We start from the raw sequence: 17,112 nt of genomic DNA, 5'->3' as shown, positions 1-17,112 counted from the left end.
ATTCGGTAACATAAAAATAACGAAATCCTATAAAATAAACAAAATGTGTTGCAGAATACAAAGGCCGTTCGTGCACCTTTGTGGTGTCGGTTTTATTAATATCAAAGATCAAAGGAGCATTATGAACAAAATAATTTTTATCTTATTACCGCTTTTTCTTTTCGGAGGTACCGTAGGTAAAATAAGTGGAACAGTAAAGGATGCTGAAACCAATGAACCCCTTGTCGGTGTTGATGTCTTTATTCCTGACCTGGGGATCGGAGGTGCCACTGATGAAAACGGTTATTATTTCATCCTGAATGTTCCGCCGGGTACCTATGAGGTTGAAGCTTCGATGATTGGATATCGAGCTGAGATTAAACAGCAGGTTCAGGTCTACACGGATAGAACCACCTTGTTGAATTTCGAATTACAGACCACTGTGATTGAGATGGAGAATCCAGTTGTCGTTGTCGCGGAGCGTCCGATTATTGAGGTCGATATGACTTCCAAAGAGGCACGGATAACACGCAGTGAAATGGATATCTTGCCCGTTGAAAAACCACTGGAGGTGATTGTACTTCAAGGAGGAGTGACGACCGACGGCGCCGGTGAACTTCATATACGTGGGGGACGAAGCGGGGAGCTCGCTTATTACATCGACGGTATTGAGGTGTCGAATCCACTGCTGGGAAGCAGTCCGATTTTTGATAAGAATATTATTTCTGAAATGTCGCTCCTGTCAGGCACCTTTAATGCCGAATACGGTAATGTGATGAGTGGTGTAGTTAACATCGTAACCCCGGAAGGCGGGGAGAGGATTTCTACTTATCTTGAATATACTTCTTTCATGCTCAATCCATCACCATACAGAAAAAAAGATTGGATGAACAGCCTTGACAGCACCGCATATGACGCCCATCGGGATTCATCGGACATCTCCGAGTATAACCCTCAATATTTAGATGCTCCGTTTCTTGGAGAGATAAACGCCGCGGTTATGGGGCCGATTCCCTTTGACCGGCGTTTAAAGTTTTCCTTCAGCGGCAACTATTCAAATGAGGAATCGTATCTGCCGTTCGGCTACGAATCTTCTTATTCTCTGAACGGTAAATTAACCAGGAAATTCGGCGGGAATCTTAAGCTTTTCATTGACGGACAATATGTAAATGAAGAGACACAGAATTATAGTCATCGTTATAAATATATCTATGAAAACTATCTTGTAACCACCAGGAAGAATTTGCGGGCGATCGTCGGAATCAACCATGCCCCCGCTGGTTCGTTTTTCTACAACCTCCGTGTCGGATACCTTGTAGACAGCGTCGAAACAGCGGTGCCCGGTCTAAGTGATGATACCATTATTGAACCGGTATATGACAACTATTCTGAATTCTATGTTTCCGGATATCCGATATACAGACAATTCGCAACGACGAAGCAGTATGTCGTTAAAATGGATTTCACTCTTCATTTCGCCAGAGTGCACAACCTGAAATGGGGGATCGAACATAATCACCATGATTTTTTTCTTGATAAACGTGAGCAACTTTTTACGAGAGGGGCGGTGGTTTATCAAAATTATCAACGAACTCCTATGGATGGTGCGGTTTTCCTGCAGGATAAAATCGAACATCGTTCTTTAGTGGCGAATTTAGGTTTACGTTTTGATTACTGCTTCCCGAAGACGGTTATGTGGGAGGACATTGAAGACCCCACATCTCCGTCCACAGAGGTGGAACCTAAATATCAATTGTCCCCGCGCTTCGGCTTGTCCCATCCGATTACGGATAATGCGATGTTGCATTTTGCCTATGGGTATTTCTTCCAGATGCCTCCTTATGAGATAATGTATTTTAACGGTAACTACATCGCCCACCCCGAAAGTATACCTCGTTATGGATTGGTCGGTAATCCACGTATCGAACCGCAACGGACCACGGCATATGAAGTTGGAATTAAATATGCGATTCAGCAGATCTACGGTGTTGATATTACACTCTTCCTCAAAGATATCAAAAATTTACTTGCCACCACCGAGGTGAGAAGTTTCCCTTACGATTACATCATATATACAAATGATGATTTCGGCAGTGTTCAGGGTATTGATGTTACGATAAATCGGAAGGTCGTTTCACACTTCGGTTTCAGTTTCAATTATACCTATCAGGTGGCACGGGGGAATCATTCTTTTGCAATGCAGGGATTTTATGATGTATACACCGGGATGCCGGAAAGATTGAAAGAATATTTCCTTGATTTTGACCGCCGACACACCTTGTCGAGTAATCTTAAAATTCTCTTCGGACAAGGAGGGGGATTGAGTTTCAATGTCACCGCTGCCAGTGGTTTGCCGTATACTCCGTATATCAGCGAAGGTGTTGTTGTCGAACAGAATTCAGCAAGGATGGGATGGGAATATTCGTTTGACGCCATTGCATATCAGGGGTTCAAAATAGGCGGAACTGTGTTGGAATTTTTTGTGAAAGGGACGAATCTGACAGATCATAAAAATCCTCTTTATGTCTATCCAAGAAGTGGTGAACCATGGGATTCAGGCGAGTCAGAAGGCGGGCTTATGGGTTCAAAGGACTACATAATGAATCCTTCTTATGTCGGTCCCCGTCGTGCCGTTAAGGCGGGGATGAGAATAAAATTACAATAAAGGAGTCAAAATGATTTTTATCATATTTTTATTGTTATATCCTGAAGCCGACAAAGCAGTCGGTGTTTCCGACAAAGGGGAATTGTCCAATGTAACCTCTAATTTCGGTCTTATTGCGAATCTACACTACTTTACTCCGGCATTCCATTGGCCTAACTCAGCGCCGTTTCAGCATCAATATTGTCCGGGATTGGGATTTCTTGCGGCGCGCAACGATACGGTTATCGAGTCGTTCCTTGATCTTGCCGCTCCGGAATGGGCGCCGCTTGAGGGCTCAAATGGTTCTTTATACTCGGGCGATGTAACGACTCCCGACGGCACACCTATTTTCGCGACCTCTGACAATGTCGATACCTGGCCTGAAACCGGCAGCGGAAGTTTCTGGCCAGGACCATACCGACGCGATCTTGAGACCGGTGAGGAGGTTGAGGGAGAGTTTACTTCTGATCAGGATTTGTTCTGTATTTTTAATGATCAGGATGTCTTCGGTATCCAGGTAAACCAATCCGGTTATTCCTACGGCAGAATTTACGCCCAGGATTTCATATTTTATGATTTTAAGATCTATAACACCCGCAATACTCCCCTCAATGATCTCTATTTAGGATTTCGCGGTAATTTCCGTTGTGATTATGATATGCATGATTACATCGGATTATATCGCGATTCCGTGGTGACGTTTGTTTATTACTGGGACGCAGACGGTGTCCCTCAGGAACCATGGCAGTCACTTGGAATGATCGGTGTGGGATTTCTTAATCAGGAAATCACGGACTTCCATTATTATCGAAAACAGGATGAACCGAGTGACGATTACAGACTTTACCCGATAATAATCTCCGACCCTTCTGATCCGAATATCGATTCTTCACTCTATTTCCACGGCGATGATATTCATATCGATGATCCTTCGTTCGTGCAATCATTGCCGCCGGATTCAACAAGCGCCTATAATTATATTGTGTCGTCTGGGCCTAAAACAATAGCGCCGGGTGATACACTGCAGTTTACGATTGTCGTGATCTGCGGCAGCGATTCTTCTGATTTATTCGATAATCTGAATAGAGCCTTGATTATGGCGGATAATTATTTTCAGGGAAGCGGGCCTCCTTCTCCACCTACAGTTTACGGAATTCCGGGGGACCAAAGGGTTACTCTTTACTGGAATCCACAGCCTTCCGAGTCATCAGTCGATATCATAAGCGGTAAACATGATTTCGAGGGTTATAAAATATACCGAAGTGATGACCAGGGAAAGACGTGGGGCAAGGAGATAACCAATGAAAAAGGAGAGGTCGTCGGTTATGTTCCCATTGCTCAATTTGATTTAATCGACTCAATCTACGGGACCGACCCGGCATTCCCCTATCAGTCACTGGGAAATGAAACAGGCTTGCAGCATACTTTTATTGACAGCACCGTGTATAACGGCATTGAATATTGGTATTGTGTTGCGGCTTATGACAAGGGTAATCAAAATCCTGATTCACTTGAACCCTCCTATGAAAATCCCAGAGGAAGACCCGAAGCGGCGAATATCGTATCAGTCATCCCTGCTGCCGCTCCAGCCGGTTATAACCCTGCCTATATCCAGAATGGTGATACACTTGAACCTATCGGAGGTCCGTGTGAAGGGCTTGCAGTTGTTACTATTTTGAATCCCTCAGAGATTCTCGGCCATACCTATGAGATAACTTTCAATGATTCCCTTTTTGTCGATACGGCCTGGGTGGATTCCACAACATTTAATCTCTTTGACGTGACCGCTCAAGAAACAATATTTTCAGAACAGGAATTATCGGATTCATCACTGGATAATATCCCGGTGGTGAATGGTTTCAGATTGACTCTCTTGAATACTGAGAGTGGTGTGAAATCCCTGGGTTGGACAAAAGTGAGCGGTGATACCTGTACTTTCACCTGGTGGACCGGTTATGTCGGCTCTATGGGTCCGATCTATACTTACATCAGTGGCAATGCCGATTTTCGGATTGTCGTAGATCACAACAACCCTGCTACAGTCCGGATTGATGATGGTTTTGGCGGTAATTACTCGCCGATCCAAATTCCGATCAGGGTATATGATATTACTGATACCCTTAATCCAATTGATGTCAGTGATTCGACCTGGCTTGTGGATTATGCTTATGCTTACCCCGGTAATCCCCTTTTCGGACCAGAAGGCTGGGATCTTATTCCGGGCGGAGCAGGCTATAATTCTAATCCTACTGGCGTAAGCTATGGGTTTGTCGATCAAATCGGATGCTGGAATAATAAAGGAGAGGCTGTTTATTTCGCGACCCAAAACGGTCCCGCTACCGCGATCGCTCCGTCAGAAGGCGATGAGTTCACGATTATCACTTACAAACCGTTTTCTTCCAAGATAAAGTATCAATTCACAGTGGTTCCGTCGTCCATCAACTCGGATGCTGTTGATCTTAACTCAGTAAAGGTCGTTCCCAATCCTTATATTCTTCACTCAAGATTTGAAAATACCCCTTATGATCGACGGATTATGTTTACAAACCTGCCGGAAGAATGTGAAATTCAGATTTACAATATCGCCGGCGAGCATATAACCACAATCAACCACAACAATAATCTCAGTTATGAATTCTGGGATCTCCGGACAAAATACGGGCTTGAAGTCGCTTATGGACTATACATCTTCGTGGTGAAAACAGACGAACAGACAAAAGCAAAGGGTAAGTTTATAATCGTAAAATAGGGAGAGATTTATGAGATTTTTTACACAGATGAGAAGAGTCGGAAGTTTATGGATGAATGTCATTTTGTTGATCACCGCCGCTGCAGGCTACGGTTTCAATAAGGTGGGCACAACCGCCGCACCGTTCTTGAAGATCGAATTCGGTGCAAGGCCTGTGGGTAGAGGCGGAGCTTTTGTCGCTCTGGCGGACGATCCCTCTGGCATATACTATAATCCCGCAGGAATAGCAGCATTGAAGAAGGTTTATATCCTGGGAGGCCATACCAAATGGTTTGCTGATCTTAATTATGATTATGCTACTTTTATTCTGCCGACATCCAGAATCAATTTCGGACTTTGGGGTTCATTTCTTTCAACGAGCTTTGAGATGACGACGATTGAAGAACCGGAGGGAACAGGACTTTCCTGCGATTATATCGACGGATTGCTCGGATTTACCGTTTCTCTGTTTCTGTCAAACCAGCTTTCACTCGGGTTATCAGGTAAATATATTCAACAGACCCTTCATAATGAAACCGCCTCGACAGGCGCTCTGGATGTCGGAACAATTCTGAAAACTCCGTTTAAGGGAATGAAATTGGGGATGTGTTTGGTTAATTACGGCGGCAGGATGCAGCTGTCAGGCAATGATCTGGTGGTTCAGACCGACCCCTGGCCCGATTACAATGGAAATCCTGATGTTGAAGCCCGACTTACCACAGAATCTTTTCCTTTACCGATGGCGTTCAAGTTGGGTCTTGCCTTGAATCTCATTGATAAAGAGGAGGGTTTTTTCACGAGTGATGAGCACCATTTAGATGTCTCGGTGGATGGAATTCATCCGAATGACGGAGAAGAAAAGATTCAGGTGGGATGCGAGTACGGCTTTTTTGACATGTTCTTTCTGCGCGGCGGGTATAAAGTGAACTATGATACCCAGAAGTTTACGGCTGGAGCCGGTATGAAGATGAAGATCGGCTCCCGGGACATTTCTGTTGATTATGCTTATGTTGACATGGACATCCTTGACTCGACTCACAGGATATCCGTGACAATAGGATTTTAAATATTTACAAAGGGTCGAGAAGGTGAAGAAAAGGAGGTATTTATGAAAAGAATAATAGGTTTTATCCTGGTAGGTGGTCTACTTTTCAGTCAGGTGCTTTATGAAGAGTATTTTACAGACGGTAATATGCAACTTGACTGGCATCCTTGGTTTACGGACAGCCTCGGTATCGGAGACAGTATGGGAGTGATTGCGGATTCCACCACACCCGGAGGAGATTTCTGGGCAGGACGTATATCAAATGAGTATATGGGGATGGCGGGTTTAACCTATTCAGGAGTTCCAAACTTGACCGATTACTCGGTCGAAGCCTGGATTTATACCACGGTTAGTAGTGTCGTTGGGCCCTATAACGGAATTGCAATCAGGATGAACCCCACTACCCGTTATTATTACCGTTTTGTATCGGATTTTGATGCAGACGGACGGTTGAGGTTGGGATTGATCGGTTCTGGTGGTATGCCGGTTGTTTTGAAAGACTGGTTTGATTCTGAAATTCCGGGAGGTGTTCCTGCGACATCTTCGTGGCATAAGTTTAAACTTACGGTGATAGCCGATTCGATCTGGGCTTATTATGATGATCAGTTGCTTCCGGAGTGTCCGATTGTAAATGACAGTGTAAGTCATGGGTATTTTGGGATTTATGTATTCAATATGGCTGACACCGCTTCGACAAAATGTGACAACATCATCGTGCGGGCTGAAGAATCCGCTGTTATGGAAAATATGGAAGGGGGCGTAAACGGTTGTTTTACGATTCAACCGAATCCCTTTACGGATATCGCTGAAATAACGATTCAATACACCGGGGATATAGTTGGAGATGACGAAGACCTGAAGATCTTTGATATGACCGGAAGGGTGGTGAAAGTTCTGCCGCCGACATATAAAGTTAACGGTTCGACCTCTGTCTATACCTGGAATGGAAGAGATAACAGAGATAGGATCCTGGCGCCGGGTGTCTATTTTCTTATGAACGCAAACAGGAGGATTGCGGACAAAATCATCAAACTGCCGTAAGAAGAGGCGTTTAACTTTTTTGGGATTCCGATGTCAAAAATATAGAAGGAGGCGGCTATGGCGGATAAATTTCTGGATAAATGGGAACCTTTTCGGGATATGCTGAATTTGAGGGCGGATATGGATCGGTTTTTCAAAAGTTTCTTCAGCGGTTTTCCTGAGGAGAAAGAAGGTTTTTGGTCACCGGTGATTGACATTGAGGAAGATAATGAAAACTACATTGTCAAAGCCGAACTTCCCGGTATGAAGAAAGAGGATATAAAGGTGACGGTGCGTGATAATGTCCTTTCGATTTCCGGTGAGCGGAAACAGGAAAAAGAGACCAAGGACAAAACATTCCACAGGATCGAACGCTCATACGGCAAATTCAGCAGGACGATTTCTTTACCGTCGACCGTTGATTCAAACAAGATCAAAGCCACTTATAAAGACGGGGTGTTGAACATCACATTGCCCAAACTCGAAGAGGAAAAACCGAGACAGATTGATGTAGAGATTAAATAATTCAAGGTGAACAACTGAAAAATTCAGAATCAAAAGTTTAATCGGAGGTGGGGAGGGGGAAGATTTTTTCGAAACCGTTGAGGTCGACCCAGCCGCCGATACCACCGGGCAGCTGGACCAGGGCGTAATTGTTTCTTATCTCCCGGATTTTCACTTCAGCACCGTCGTGGATTACAAGAATTTCTTTGTATTCATCACCGGGTCCGCTGAAAGCCGTGACTTCCGGTACGACCACCACTGCATCGGAGGAAATCGATTCACGGCGCCAGATCTGCCAGTTGATTAAAAAGAAGAAAAATGATATCACAGTGACCATCGCTGCATAGCCGTAGATTTTTTTTCTCATAATCAGAAAGAGTGAAACCAGAACAGCGGTGAGGAAAAATGAGAACGCCGCCAGATTTTGCGCTTCAGTTATGGTCAGAAAGTGGAAGAGCGCCGAGAAAAATTTTGTTATCGGACTTTCAATGATGTTGATTTTATCCACACGATATCTTCTTACAAACGCCAAGTTATGTTTTATATCACCATCCCGGGGATTGAGGAAATATGCCCTTCGGTAGTTGACGATTGCCTTTCCTATATTTCCCGCTTTAAAATAACTGTTTCCCAAATTGTAGTAAAGATCAGAATTTCTGATCCTCAAGGCGGCTTCTTCATATTTTTCAACAGCGGTTTTGTAATCTCCTTTTTCATAGGCTCTGTTGCCTTCGTTATATAAATCAGCCGCAGTTATGTTTGAATTCAGAGCCGTCAGAATAATCAATATTGAAACCATTTTACTCTCCCGGATATCTTCTGTCCGAATAATTATAATTCACGGATAATCTCCTTTATTCGCTGCAGCATATCCATCGGTTCATCATATTCTCCGCCTGGTGAAAAACGTACTGTTTCACATCGTTCGATAACAGTAGATATTCTTTTCACGAGTTCTTCTTTTACATTTCGTTTGATCAGTTCCTCTGTCAACTGCTCTCTGGTGAGCATCCGGGTGTCAAGATTGAAGCGGTCGCCGATATAACCGATAAGGATCTTCGATAAAAGTCCGTAAAACTTTTGGATTTCCTGTTTCGCCAAACAACGTTCCGCTTCCTTTATCTTTCTTCTCACTTCTTTATTGGCACGTAATTTTCTTGCATAAGCGCGGTCAGTGAGCAGTTTTGCTTGATGACGACGGTAGATCAGGGATAACCCGACGATTATCAACGATGCAAAATACATTAGAAGCACCCACCAATCTGCAGAATATTTTTGCGCGGTCAGACGCAGCCTGTCGGATTTGATGTAATTGATGTCACTGCCCAGTATTTTAAGACCGCCCGCTCGCACCGCTTCGGCGGCGGCAGTGGTGCGGGTGGCGGTGAATGTCAGCTGTTCGGTCTTTATCGTGTGATATTTTTTGTCCCGTGGGTCGAAATAAGCGATCTTTATCGATGGAATAAGATGTTCGCCGTCAACCTGGGGAATAAGAGGATAGCGGAACTCCTTGTAGCCCTTTACCCGGTTATTTACGATCTTGACATTGTCTTTTGTTTCCGGGTCGAGAACTTTAACTCCTGAAATTGGAGGAATTTTCGGTTTTTCGATCAACCTGATATTGCCCGTTCCCTTGATTTTGATGGTCAGGGTGATCGGTTCAGCCGCTTCAGAAGTTGTTCTGTCGAGTGTCGCTGACATCGAGAATCGACCGACACCGCCGGTGAATTCTTCAGGCTTGCCGGTTTCCGGTAAAGGCTTGACCGTGATATAGAGTGGCTCAGATTCGAGTTGCACTACTTTTGCCCTGCCGAAAAAATCGAAGAAGTCACGGGGAGGTTGTACTATTTCCGCGTCCATTTTCATCGGACCGATTTTCAATTTGCCGGTCGTCATCGGAAAGAGGGCCGCTTTTTTCAAAAGACACACTTCATATAATTTCCCGTTGATGCTCTTCTTTTGGAAATTTATCTTTTTTGCATCAAAGATCGGCTCCACCCAAAAACCGCTGAACGACGGCGTTTCTGTGAGATTAAGATTGCTCAAATTCAATCGATTGTAGAGGCTGAATTCGACATTGACCTGTTCTCCGAGATAGATGGTTTTACGATTGACACTCGCCAGCAGTTTCAAATTTTCACTGATGGGAACCCGTGGCTCTGAAGGGGCCGGCCCTGCTGACGGAGGCCGGGCTGGTTTTGTTTTTCCTTTTATCACGGTTATTTTTATCGGTTGGGTGGTGTATGTTTTTCCCTGAAATTCCAATTTACAAATTCCAATCGTCAGTTCACCGATTTTTTTCGGATATAGAGTGTAGATGAAGTTGATTAACTGTTGTTTGGTGAATTTCCCGTTGATTATTTGAATGCTGGTTGATTGTGAAGATGAAGTACCGCCGATGTCGAAGTCCGGAAGATCAGGTAATTGGGGTGAAGGAATTTTATCGATATTATTTCCCTCGACCGAGACCGTCAGAACCACGGCTTCATCAAGCCCCACTTCGGTTCGGTTGACTGACGCAGTGAAATTCAGTTCTTCGGCAAATAAGATTATCTGTGTTAAGATGAATAGTCTACCAATCTTTCGCCACATTTTCTTTCTTTCTTTTCTGTTTTGACTTTTTCAGATTCTCTTTTTCTTTATCTTTTAGGGCCTGTAGAATCCGTTCAGCTTCTTCTTTATTGATTTCACCTTTCTTTTTCTGCGGCTGAGGTTGCGGTTGATTTTGTTGCCGTTGTTGTTGCTGCTGCTGGAGAGAATCACTCTGCGGCTGGTTCTTGAGGGATTCTTTCAATTTGATGCAGAATTCGAGGTTCTGTTTAGCTTCCATATCGTCTGGATTTAAAAGGAGGGCTGTTTTGTAGGCGTTGATTGCGGCATCGAGCTGTCCCTTTCTGAACTGGCAGTTGCCGATATTATAGAAGCTGTTTGCTTTGAACTTTTCATCTTTCATAAGCAGTCCTAATTCGAATTCACTGATTGCTTCATCATACTTTTCGGTTTTATACAATGCCCGCGCCATATTATAATGGATCTTCGGATTATCCGGTTCCTGAACCAGTGCCTTTTGATATTGTTGTAATGCATCTTCATATTTGCCTTTACGACAGAGGTGATTTCCTTTCCGCATATTCGCTCCCACATCGGCATATGCAAAATTCAAACCGCAAGAAAACAGAAAAAGTAAGAACAGCCTTTCAAACCACCTGCCTCTGCGATCCGTGAGAAAGATATTGAGAAAGAGAAAGATGAATGCGATGGTAAGGAAATATTGATAACGTTCCTCATATTCCACATACTCACCCCCGCCGATCTCCTTCTTCTTTATTTTGTCAAGTTCACCGACCAATCTATCTATATAGACTCCCTCAGTTCTGAAATACCTGCCGTCGGTTGCCTTTGCAAGAATTATAAGAAGCCTTTCCGCCAATCGGGACATAACGATTTTATCATCCTTGTCTTTCTTGTAAGAACTGAAATTACCCTGTTCATCTATTTCCGGAACCGGTGAGCCTTCGATTGTTCCGACACCGATTGTAAAAAGTCTTACTCCCTGATCTTTTATTTTTTCAACGGCAGACATCGGATCACCCACCAGATTGTCACCGTCGGTAAAGAGGATCAGTGCTTTATGCGTTTCTTCGTCAGGGTTGAAGAGCGAGCATGAAACTGAAATCGCCTTTTCGAGATCAGTACCCGGTTTAGGTATCACTTCGGGAGAGATTACATTTAAAAACAGTTTTGCAGCTTCAATGTCTGTCGTTAGTGGACACATAATATAACATTCACCCGCAAATGCGGTTATCCCGACACGGTCTGTGGTGAGATTGTCGAGCAGGGAGATGATTTCGGTTTTCGCCCTGGTCAATCTGTCCGGTTTGATGTCCTGAGCAAGCATACTCTTTGACGCATCAAGTGCGATGACGACGTCGATTCCCTTTCCTTTGTAGATTTGTAATTTTTCCCCCCATTTAGGCCGTGCCAGGCTTATGACCAGGAAAGCAAATGCCAGAATCAATAAAATATATTTTGAAACCTGAAGTTTTTTATTTAATGTATCGGTGATTCTCGGTATAATATGGTCATCGGCGAATTTTGATAAGGTTTTCTTTTTACGCATCATATAAATGATGATTCCGATGATGAAAAGCGGGATTAACAGCAATAAAGAAAGATAGTGAGGCTCAGCCCATTTTATCACGGTAACCTCCTGAAGATTGTGATGTTGAGGAGAAAATTCACAATCAAAATTATCACAGACGGAAGGAGGAAACAACCGGCTTTTTCCGAATAGACCGTGTGTTTTGTTGTTTTGAACGTGGTCGGCTCCATCTTATCAATTTCGTCATAGATTACCCCCAGCGCTTCGGCGTCCGAAGCGAGAAACGCCCGTCCTCCGGTGGCGGCTGCGATTTCATTTAATGTTTCCATATTGAAATCAATCTCCACCTGTGCGTACTGACGTCCGAATATCGGATGGTCAACCGGATACGGAACTTTTCCTTTGGTACCGACACCGATGCAGTATACTTTGATATTATACGCCTGAGCTATCTTCGCGGCACTCGTCGGATCAACCTCGCCCGTGTTGTTTACTCCATCAGTAAGGAGTATAATCATTTTCTCTTTTGCCCGGGAATCTTTCAGGCGTGCTACAGCGGTCGCCAAACCCATTCCGATTGCCGTGCCGTCTTCAAGAATTCCGAAATCGACATAGTCAATGAGTTCGTTCAGAATCTTATGGTCAAAGGTTAATGGACATTGAGTGAGTGCGTCGGCGGCGAATACGACGAGCCCTATTCGATCGCCCCGTCGTTTATTGATAAACTCTTTCGCCTTTTCTTTCGCCACGAAGAGGCGGTTCTTCGGTTTGAAATCTTCCGCCTTCATTGACGTGGAGATATCCAGACAGAGTATAATATCAACTCCTTTTGTTTCAATCTCTTCAAATACCCTGCCTTTCTGGGGACGTGCAAGTCCGATTGTTATGAGAACCAATACAACTATATTAAGGCTGATGGGAAGATAATGGAGAATCCGGTTGTATTTTGCAGTGTTTTTGAAAAAGGATATGTCCGAGAATCTGACGGCGGCTCTTTTCTTCTTTGTTTCGAGATAGATTAATGGAATAATCAATAGCAAAAGAAGAAGATACCACGGTTCTGCAAATCTCATTTGTTCGTCTCCCTTTCTTCTGTCTGAGGTTTTGTTTTATCAATAAGTTCTTTTGCGACATCAACGGCTTTTTCCATCTCATCCGATGAGGGCGTGAATTTTGCGTACTTCACCAGATCGGCCTGGGTGAAGAAATTCCTAAAACCGTCATAAGATGGAACTTTCTGGAGCTTCAAATTATTTATTATTTCGGTGGTCGTCTGCTCGGCGGCGTTGAATTCAAAACGGCGTTCAAGATAGCGTTTTAAAATTTCGGAAAGTGTATAATAATATTTTTTGATCAAACCTTTTTCCAGCCACTCCACGACAGGAATGTTTTCAATCGCGGCAAGCGCCTCCACCCAGGGAGGGGGTAAGGGCCGACTCATTATGCGTTCTTTTTTCAACCTCTTTAAAAATTTATAAGCAAAATACGCAAGGAGAGCACCGATGATGACTACCGCAGCGATTATCAATGGTAGATAGTTGGGGAATTCTATTGCTTTTTTGATATCGTTTATATCTTTCATGTCCGCGGGCATGACACTTTCAATTCTTATGGGAATGGTGTTGCTCTTTAAAGTATCTATACCGTCATGATGGCGGTATAGAAATTTGAATGGTGGAATTTCCAGCTCACCGGTCTTAAAAGCGGCTGCTTTGATTGTATATACATTTGAGACATAACCTTTTTCCCGCACCATCTTATTCTTTTGATCGATAATCACAAAGGGCTCAAGTGAATCCACGAAGAAAGTCGAGACGTCCAGGTCGTGAGGATATTTTAATGTCAGAATTATCTGGAACGGCTCTCCGACCGTAAGCTTTTTATTGATGAAGTGTTTATCGAGCTTGGCGTGAATCTCGATCTGTGACAACAACACAATAAGCAACAGCATGGTTATCTGTATCTCCTGGCGCGTTCCTGAAAGAATTTATGGAGTTTCGGAGTGAAGTCTTCGGATGTGAGAAGCTCGATCGAATCGATGCCGAGTGATTTCAGAAGCCGTTGTCTTTTTTCCTGTTCCATCATACGATGCGCCCGGTAGTCATTGCGCAGTGACGTCGAGGAAGTATTGATTGTCATTATTTCACCGGTTTCAGTATCTTCCAAATCAACGATTCCCATTTTCGGAAGGAGATGTTCCATCGGATCATTTATCGTTATCACCACAAAATCATGGCGTCTCGCCACGACTCCAAGGGGGATACGCAGGTCATCGACCGAGAAGGCATCACCGATGAAATCACTTATAAAAAAGATGATCGCGCGGTGTTTGAGGATGTGCATGAGAAATTCAAGGGCGAGTATCGGATTCGTTCCTTTGTGCCGGGGAGTAAAATATAAGATATCCCGAATAAGACGCAGGACATGGAATCTTCCTTTACGCGGCGGGATGTATTTTTCCGGTTGTTCAGTGAAAAAGAGAAGCCCGACTTTATCATTATTCCTGACAGCGGAGAAGGCGAGGGTTGCGGCTATCTCCGCGGCTTGTTCGAGCTTGAATTGATTGCGCGTGCTGAAGCGGCCTGACCCGGATGCATCGACACAGAGGATCACCGTCAATTCCCGATCCTCGGCGAATTTTTTTACATAAGGTTTTCCCATGCGCGCCGTTACTTTCCAGTCGATGGTTCTGACATCGTCGCCGGGTAGATATTCCCTTACATCAAGAAACTCAATACCGGTTCCTTTAAAAGTTGATTTATACTCGCCGGCGAACATCGTGTTGACCAGTTTCTTCGTGCGGATCTCGATGCGTCTTATCTTCTTCAGAAATTCAGCTGACAGTAAAGCCATCAGCGTCTCCGTTCAGTAAGTAGCAGTTATGGCACTTCAACACCGCTTAATATTTTCTGGATCACGTCATCGGTCGTGACTTCTTCGGCTTCGGCTTCATAAGTGAGAATGATTCGATGGCGCAGGACATCCGGTGCCAGTTCTTTTATATCTTCGGGAATTACAAAACCACGGCGTTTCAGAAACGCAAGGGCACGTGCCGTACTGGTCAGATAGATTGAAGCGCGTGGTGATGCGCCGTAGCGTATTAAACCGGAGAGTTCCTCCAGGCCGAAAGATTTCGGTTCTCGGGTGGCGAATACGAGGTCGATGATATAGTCCTTGATTTTATCGTCGATATATATTTTTTTGCACAACTCCCGGGCTTTGATTATCGTCTTTGGATCCACGACCGGTTTGATTTTCGGTTCTCCGGCGACCGCTATCCGTTCAACTATTTCTTTCTCTTCTTTTTTATCGGGATATGTAATTTTTATCTTCAAGAGAAAACGATCTATCTGGGCTTCCGGGAGTGGATATGTTCCTTCCTGCTCTATAGGATTTTGTGTTGCAAACACCATAAAAGGATCATCCAGTTTAAAGGTTTTGTCGCCGATCGTGACCTGCCGTTCCTGCATTGCTTCGAGGAGCGCACTCTGGACCTTGGGTGGTGTCCGGTTTATTTCATCGGCGAGTATTAGATTGGCAAAGATGGGGCCTTTACTTACCGTGAATTCATTGGTTCTTTGATTATATACCATTGTACCGATGATATCGGCGGGAAGAAGGTCAGGGGTGAACTGGATACGATGGAATTCGGTTTTTATTACATTGGCCAGGGTCCGTACGGCATAGGTCTTTGCGAGTCCTGGTACACCTTCTATCAGAATATGCCCGTCCGCAAGCAGACCGACCAGAAGCCTGTTTATAAGATATTTCTGCCCGACTATCGCCTTGCCGATTTCATTCGTTATCGTCTGCACAATAATACTTTCTTTTTCGATCTCCTCGTGGATTTTTTTAATCTCGTCCTTCATCCCTTCCATGATTACCTCCTGTTATGGACAGAACCTTCAGATCAGTTAATTTAATATAAAATTCGGAAAATTGCAAGGTTATTTTTTATTTAGACAGAAGAAGAGAAGTAAAGGTTTATTTTAAAATAAAGATATATTAATGAATGTTGGTAAAGAACAGGAGATTTACCGTCGGAATGATACAAATAAAACAGTAGCATTCAATTACTACACCGCAAAAAAGTCTTGACAAAATTAAAATTATGGTTATAATCATTTACAAATGGAGGTTAGAATGCCTGCAAAAAGAAAAACAAAGAAAAAAACAAAAAAGAAAACAAAGAAGAAAGTAACAAAGAAGAAGACTAAGAAGAAGACGACTAAGAAGAAAACCAAGAAAAAGACCAAGAAAAAGACCAAGAAAAAGAAGAGATAGAATGTATTATAAAAAATAAAAGGGGGAGTAAACTCCCCCTTTTGTTTTTTATTTTATTCTCCAATCATAATTTAAATCCGAACCAATAACCCATCGCAAGGAAGTTCGACGCATCAGCATCTTCGGCACACCAGAGCAGATTATTGCTATCTTTATTTTTTTCAGCAAAAGTCAGTATTGTTGAACTAAACTTTTCCGCTGCCGGGGTGTCTAAAGGGTAGAGAGACCAAAAAGGAGGTGGTATCTATGAAAGAGAGAAATTTAATAAGATGGGAGCCGTTCAGAGATTTAGTGAGTTTAAGAGACGACTTTGATCGTCTTCTGGAAAATTTCTTCGGTAGAGGGCCGATTGAAAAAGAAGAATTCTGGGCACCTGTGATGGATGTCGTAGAGAGTAATGGAAATATCGAGGTCAAGGCTGAACTTCCCGGTATGAAGAAAGAGGATATAAAGGTGACGGTGAAGGACAATATTCTTTCGGTATCCGGTGAGCGGAAACAGGAAAAAGAGACCAAGGACAAAACATTCCACAGGATCGAACGGTACTACGGTAAGTTCTGTCGAAGCATCGAGTTACCTTCTGAGGTCGATCCAGATAAAGTGAAAGCGACTTATAAAGACGGGGTGTTGAACATCACACTACCGAAGCCGGAGTCGGCGAAACCGAAGCAGATAGAAGTTGAAGTAAAGTAAATAAATTCTTTCTCCCGTAAACCTGAAAAAGAGAAGCGGGATTGAACCGGTCGTCCGGTTCAATCCCGCTTTTTGTTTCTTGAAAAATTCGGGAATTCAGTGATTGACTTTTA

13 protein-coding genes are annotated in these 17,112 nt (G+C 43.6%); 6 read left to right on the top strand and 7 right to left on the bottom strand.

Annotated elements, in window-relative coordinates; genetic code table 11:
- Positions 1 to 43 precede the first annotated feature (43 nt).
- Genes ENI34_09225 through ENI34_09205 form a run of 5 tightly spaced genes read left to right on the top strand, consistent with a single transcriptional unit; the run spans position 44 to position 7,941 of the window.
- The gene (locus ENI34_09225; GenBank protein ID HEC79299.1) at positions 44 to 2,644 is read left to right on the top strand and encodes a TonB-dependent receptor; all 2,601 of its coding nucleotides are present in this window, start codon (positions 44 to 46) and stop codon (positions 2,642 to 2,644) included.
- A 10-nt stretch (positions 2,645 to 2,654) separates the two neighbouring features.
- Positions 2,655 to 5,372, top strand: coding sequence for a T9SS type A sorting domain-containing protein (locus tag ENI34_09220; GenBank protein ID HEC79298.1), 2,718 nt, complete (start codon positions 2,655 to 2,657; stop codon positions 5,370 to 5,372).
- Positions 5,373 to 5,382: 10 nt separating this feature from the next.
- On the top strand, positions 5,383 to 6,417 hold the full coding sequence (locus ENI34_09215) for a PorV/PorQ family protein (protein HEC79297.1): 1,035 nt from the start codon (positions 5,383 to 5,385) through the stop codon (positions 6,415 to 6,417).
- 42 nt (positions 6,418 to 6,459) lie between these two features.
- A complete protein-coding gene (locus ENI34_09210; protein ID HEC79296.1) occupies positions 6,460 to 7,437 on the top strand; it encodes a T9SS type A sorting domain-containing protein in 978 nt (325 codons plus the stop codon).
- Positions 7,438 to 7,494: 57 nt separating this feature from the next.
- Positions 7,495 to 7,941, top strand: a complete 447-nt coding sequence (locus ENI34_09205) for an Hsp20/alpha crystallin family protein (protein HEC79295.1) — start codon at positions 7,495 to 7,497, stop codon at positions 7,939 to 7,941.
- A gap of 37 nt (positions 7,942 to 7,978) precedes the next feature.
- Here ENI34_09205 and ENI34_09200 read toward each other — a convergent pair whose 3' ends face one another.
- From ENI34_09200 to ENI34_09170, 7 genes are read right to left on the bottom strand one after another with little or no spacing between them, the layout of a single operon-like run.
- Positions 7,979 to 8,719, bottom strand: a complete 741-nt coding sequence (locus ENI34_09200) for a tetratricopeptide repeat protein (protein HEC79294.1) — start codon at positions 8,717 to 8,719, stop codon at positions 7,979 to 7,981.
- Between the two features lie 32 nt (positions 8,720 to 8,751).
- Positions 8,752 to 10,512, bottom strand: a complete 1,761-nt coding sequence (locus tag ENI34_09195) for a protein BatD (GenBank protein ID HEC79293.1) — start codon at positions 10,510 to 10,512, stop codon at positions 8,752 to 8,754.
- Positions 10,493 to 12,121 (bottom strand): VWA domain-containing protein, encoded by a 1,629-nt coding sequence (locus ENI34_09190; GenBank protein ID HEC79292.1) that lies wholly within the window; start codon positions 12,119 to 12,121, stop codon positions 10,493 to 10,495. The genes ENI34_09195 and ENI34_09190 overlap by 20 nt, the downstream gene beginning before the upstream one ends.
- Positions 12,118 to 13,095, bottom strand: coding sequence for a VWA domain-containing protein (locus ENI34_09185; GenBank protein ID HEC79291.1), 978 nt, complete (start codon positions 13,093 to 13,095; stop codon positions 12,118 to 12,120). Before ENI34_09185 ends, ENI34_09190 begins: the two co-directional genes overlap by 4 nt.
- The gene (locus ENI34_09180) at positions 13,092 to 13,973 is read right to left on the bottom strand and encodes a hypothetical protein (GenBank protein HEC79290.1); all 882 of its coding nucleotides are present in this window, start codon (positions 13,971 to 13,973) and stop codon (positions 13,092 to 13,094) included. The genes ENI34_09185 and ENI34_09180 overlap by 4 nt, the downstream gene beginning before the upstream one ends.
- Positions 13,974 to 13,975: 2 nt before the next feature.
- On the bottom strand, positions 13,976 to 14,875 hold the full coding sequence (locus ENI34_09175; protein ID HEC79289.1) for a DUF58 domain-containing protein: 900 nt from the start codon (positions 14,873 to 14,875) through the stop codon (positions 13,976 to 13,978).
- Between the two features lie 26 nt (positions 14,876 to 14,901).
- Positions 14,902 to 15,891 carry a MoxR family ATPase gene (locus tag ENI34_09170; protein ID HEC79288.1) on the bottom strand — a complete coding sequence of 330 codons (990 nt, stop codon included), beginning with the start codon at positions 15,889 to 15,891 and terminating at the stop codon, positions 14,902 to 14,904.
- 661 nt (positions 15,892 to 16,552) lie between these two features.
- Here ENI34_09170 and ENI34_09165 point away from each other — a divergent pair.
- Positions 16,553 to 16,999, top strand: a complete 447-nt coding sequence (locus tag ENI34_09165; protein HEC79287.1) for an Hsp20/alpha crystallin family protein — start codon at positions 16,553 to 16,555, stop codon at positions 16,997 to 16,999.
- The last annotated feature ends 113 nt before the right edge of the window (positions 17,000 to 17,112 follow it).

It is taken from the genome of candidate division WOR-3 bacterium, assembly GCA_011052815.1.
Lineage (GTDB): Bacteria > Hydrothermota > Tepidihabitantia > SM23-42 > SM23-42 > DRIG01.
The sequence above is the reverse complement of the archived record's forward strand: the minus strand, read 5'-3'. Positions and strand labels throughout refer to the sequence as shown.

Bases quoted from the DNA above. Each gene is read 5' to 3' on its own strand.
- ENI34_09200 (HEC79294.1), bottom strand. From the start codon at position 8,719: ATGGTTTCAATATTGATTATTCTGACGGCTCTGAATTCAAACATAACT.
- ENI34_09185 (HEC79291.1), bottom strand. From the start codon at position 13,095: ATGAGATTTGCAGAACCGTGGTATCTTCTTCTTTTGCTATTGATTATT.
- ENI34_09175 (HEC79289.1), bottom strand. From the start codon at position 14,875: ATGGCTTTACTGTCAGCTGAATTTCTGAAGAAGATAAGACGCATCGAG.
- ENI34_09220 (HEC79298.1), top strand. From the start codon at position 2,655: ATGATTTTTATCATATTTTTATTGTTATATCCTGAAGCCGACAAAGCA.
- ENI34_09215 (HEC79297.1), top strand. From the start codon at position 5,383: ATGAGATTTTTTACACAGATGAGAAGAGTCGGAAGTTTATGGATGAAT.
- ENI34_09195 (HEC79293.1), bottom strand. From the start codon at position 10,512: ATGTGGCGAAAGATTGGTAGACTATTCATCTTAACACAGATAATCTTA.
- ENI34_09165 (HEC79287.1), top strand. From the start codon at position 16,553: ATGAAAGAGAGAAATTTAATAAGATGGGAGCCGTTCAGAGATTTAGTG.
- ENI34_09225 (HEC79299.1), top strand. From the start codon at position 44: ATGTGTTGCAGAATACAAAGGCCGTTCGTGCACCTTTGTGGTGTCGGT.
- ENI34_09205 (HEC79295.1), top strand. From the start codon at position 7,495: ATGGCGGATAAATTTCTGGATAAATGGGAACCTTTTCGGGATATGCTG.
- ENI34_09180 (HEC79290.1), bottom strand. From the start codon at position 13,973: ATGCTGTTGCTTATTGTGTTGTTGTCACAGATCGAGATTCACGCCAAG.
- ENI34_09210 (HEC79296.1), top strand. From the start codon at position 6,460: ATGAAAAGAATAATAGGTTTTATCCTGGTAGGTGGTCTACTTTTCAGT.
- ENI34_09170 (HEC79288.1), bottom strand. From the start codon at position 15,891: ATGAAGGACGAGATTAAAAAAATCCACGAGGAGATCGAAAAAGAAAGT.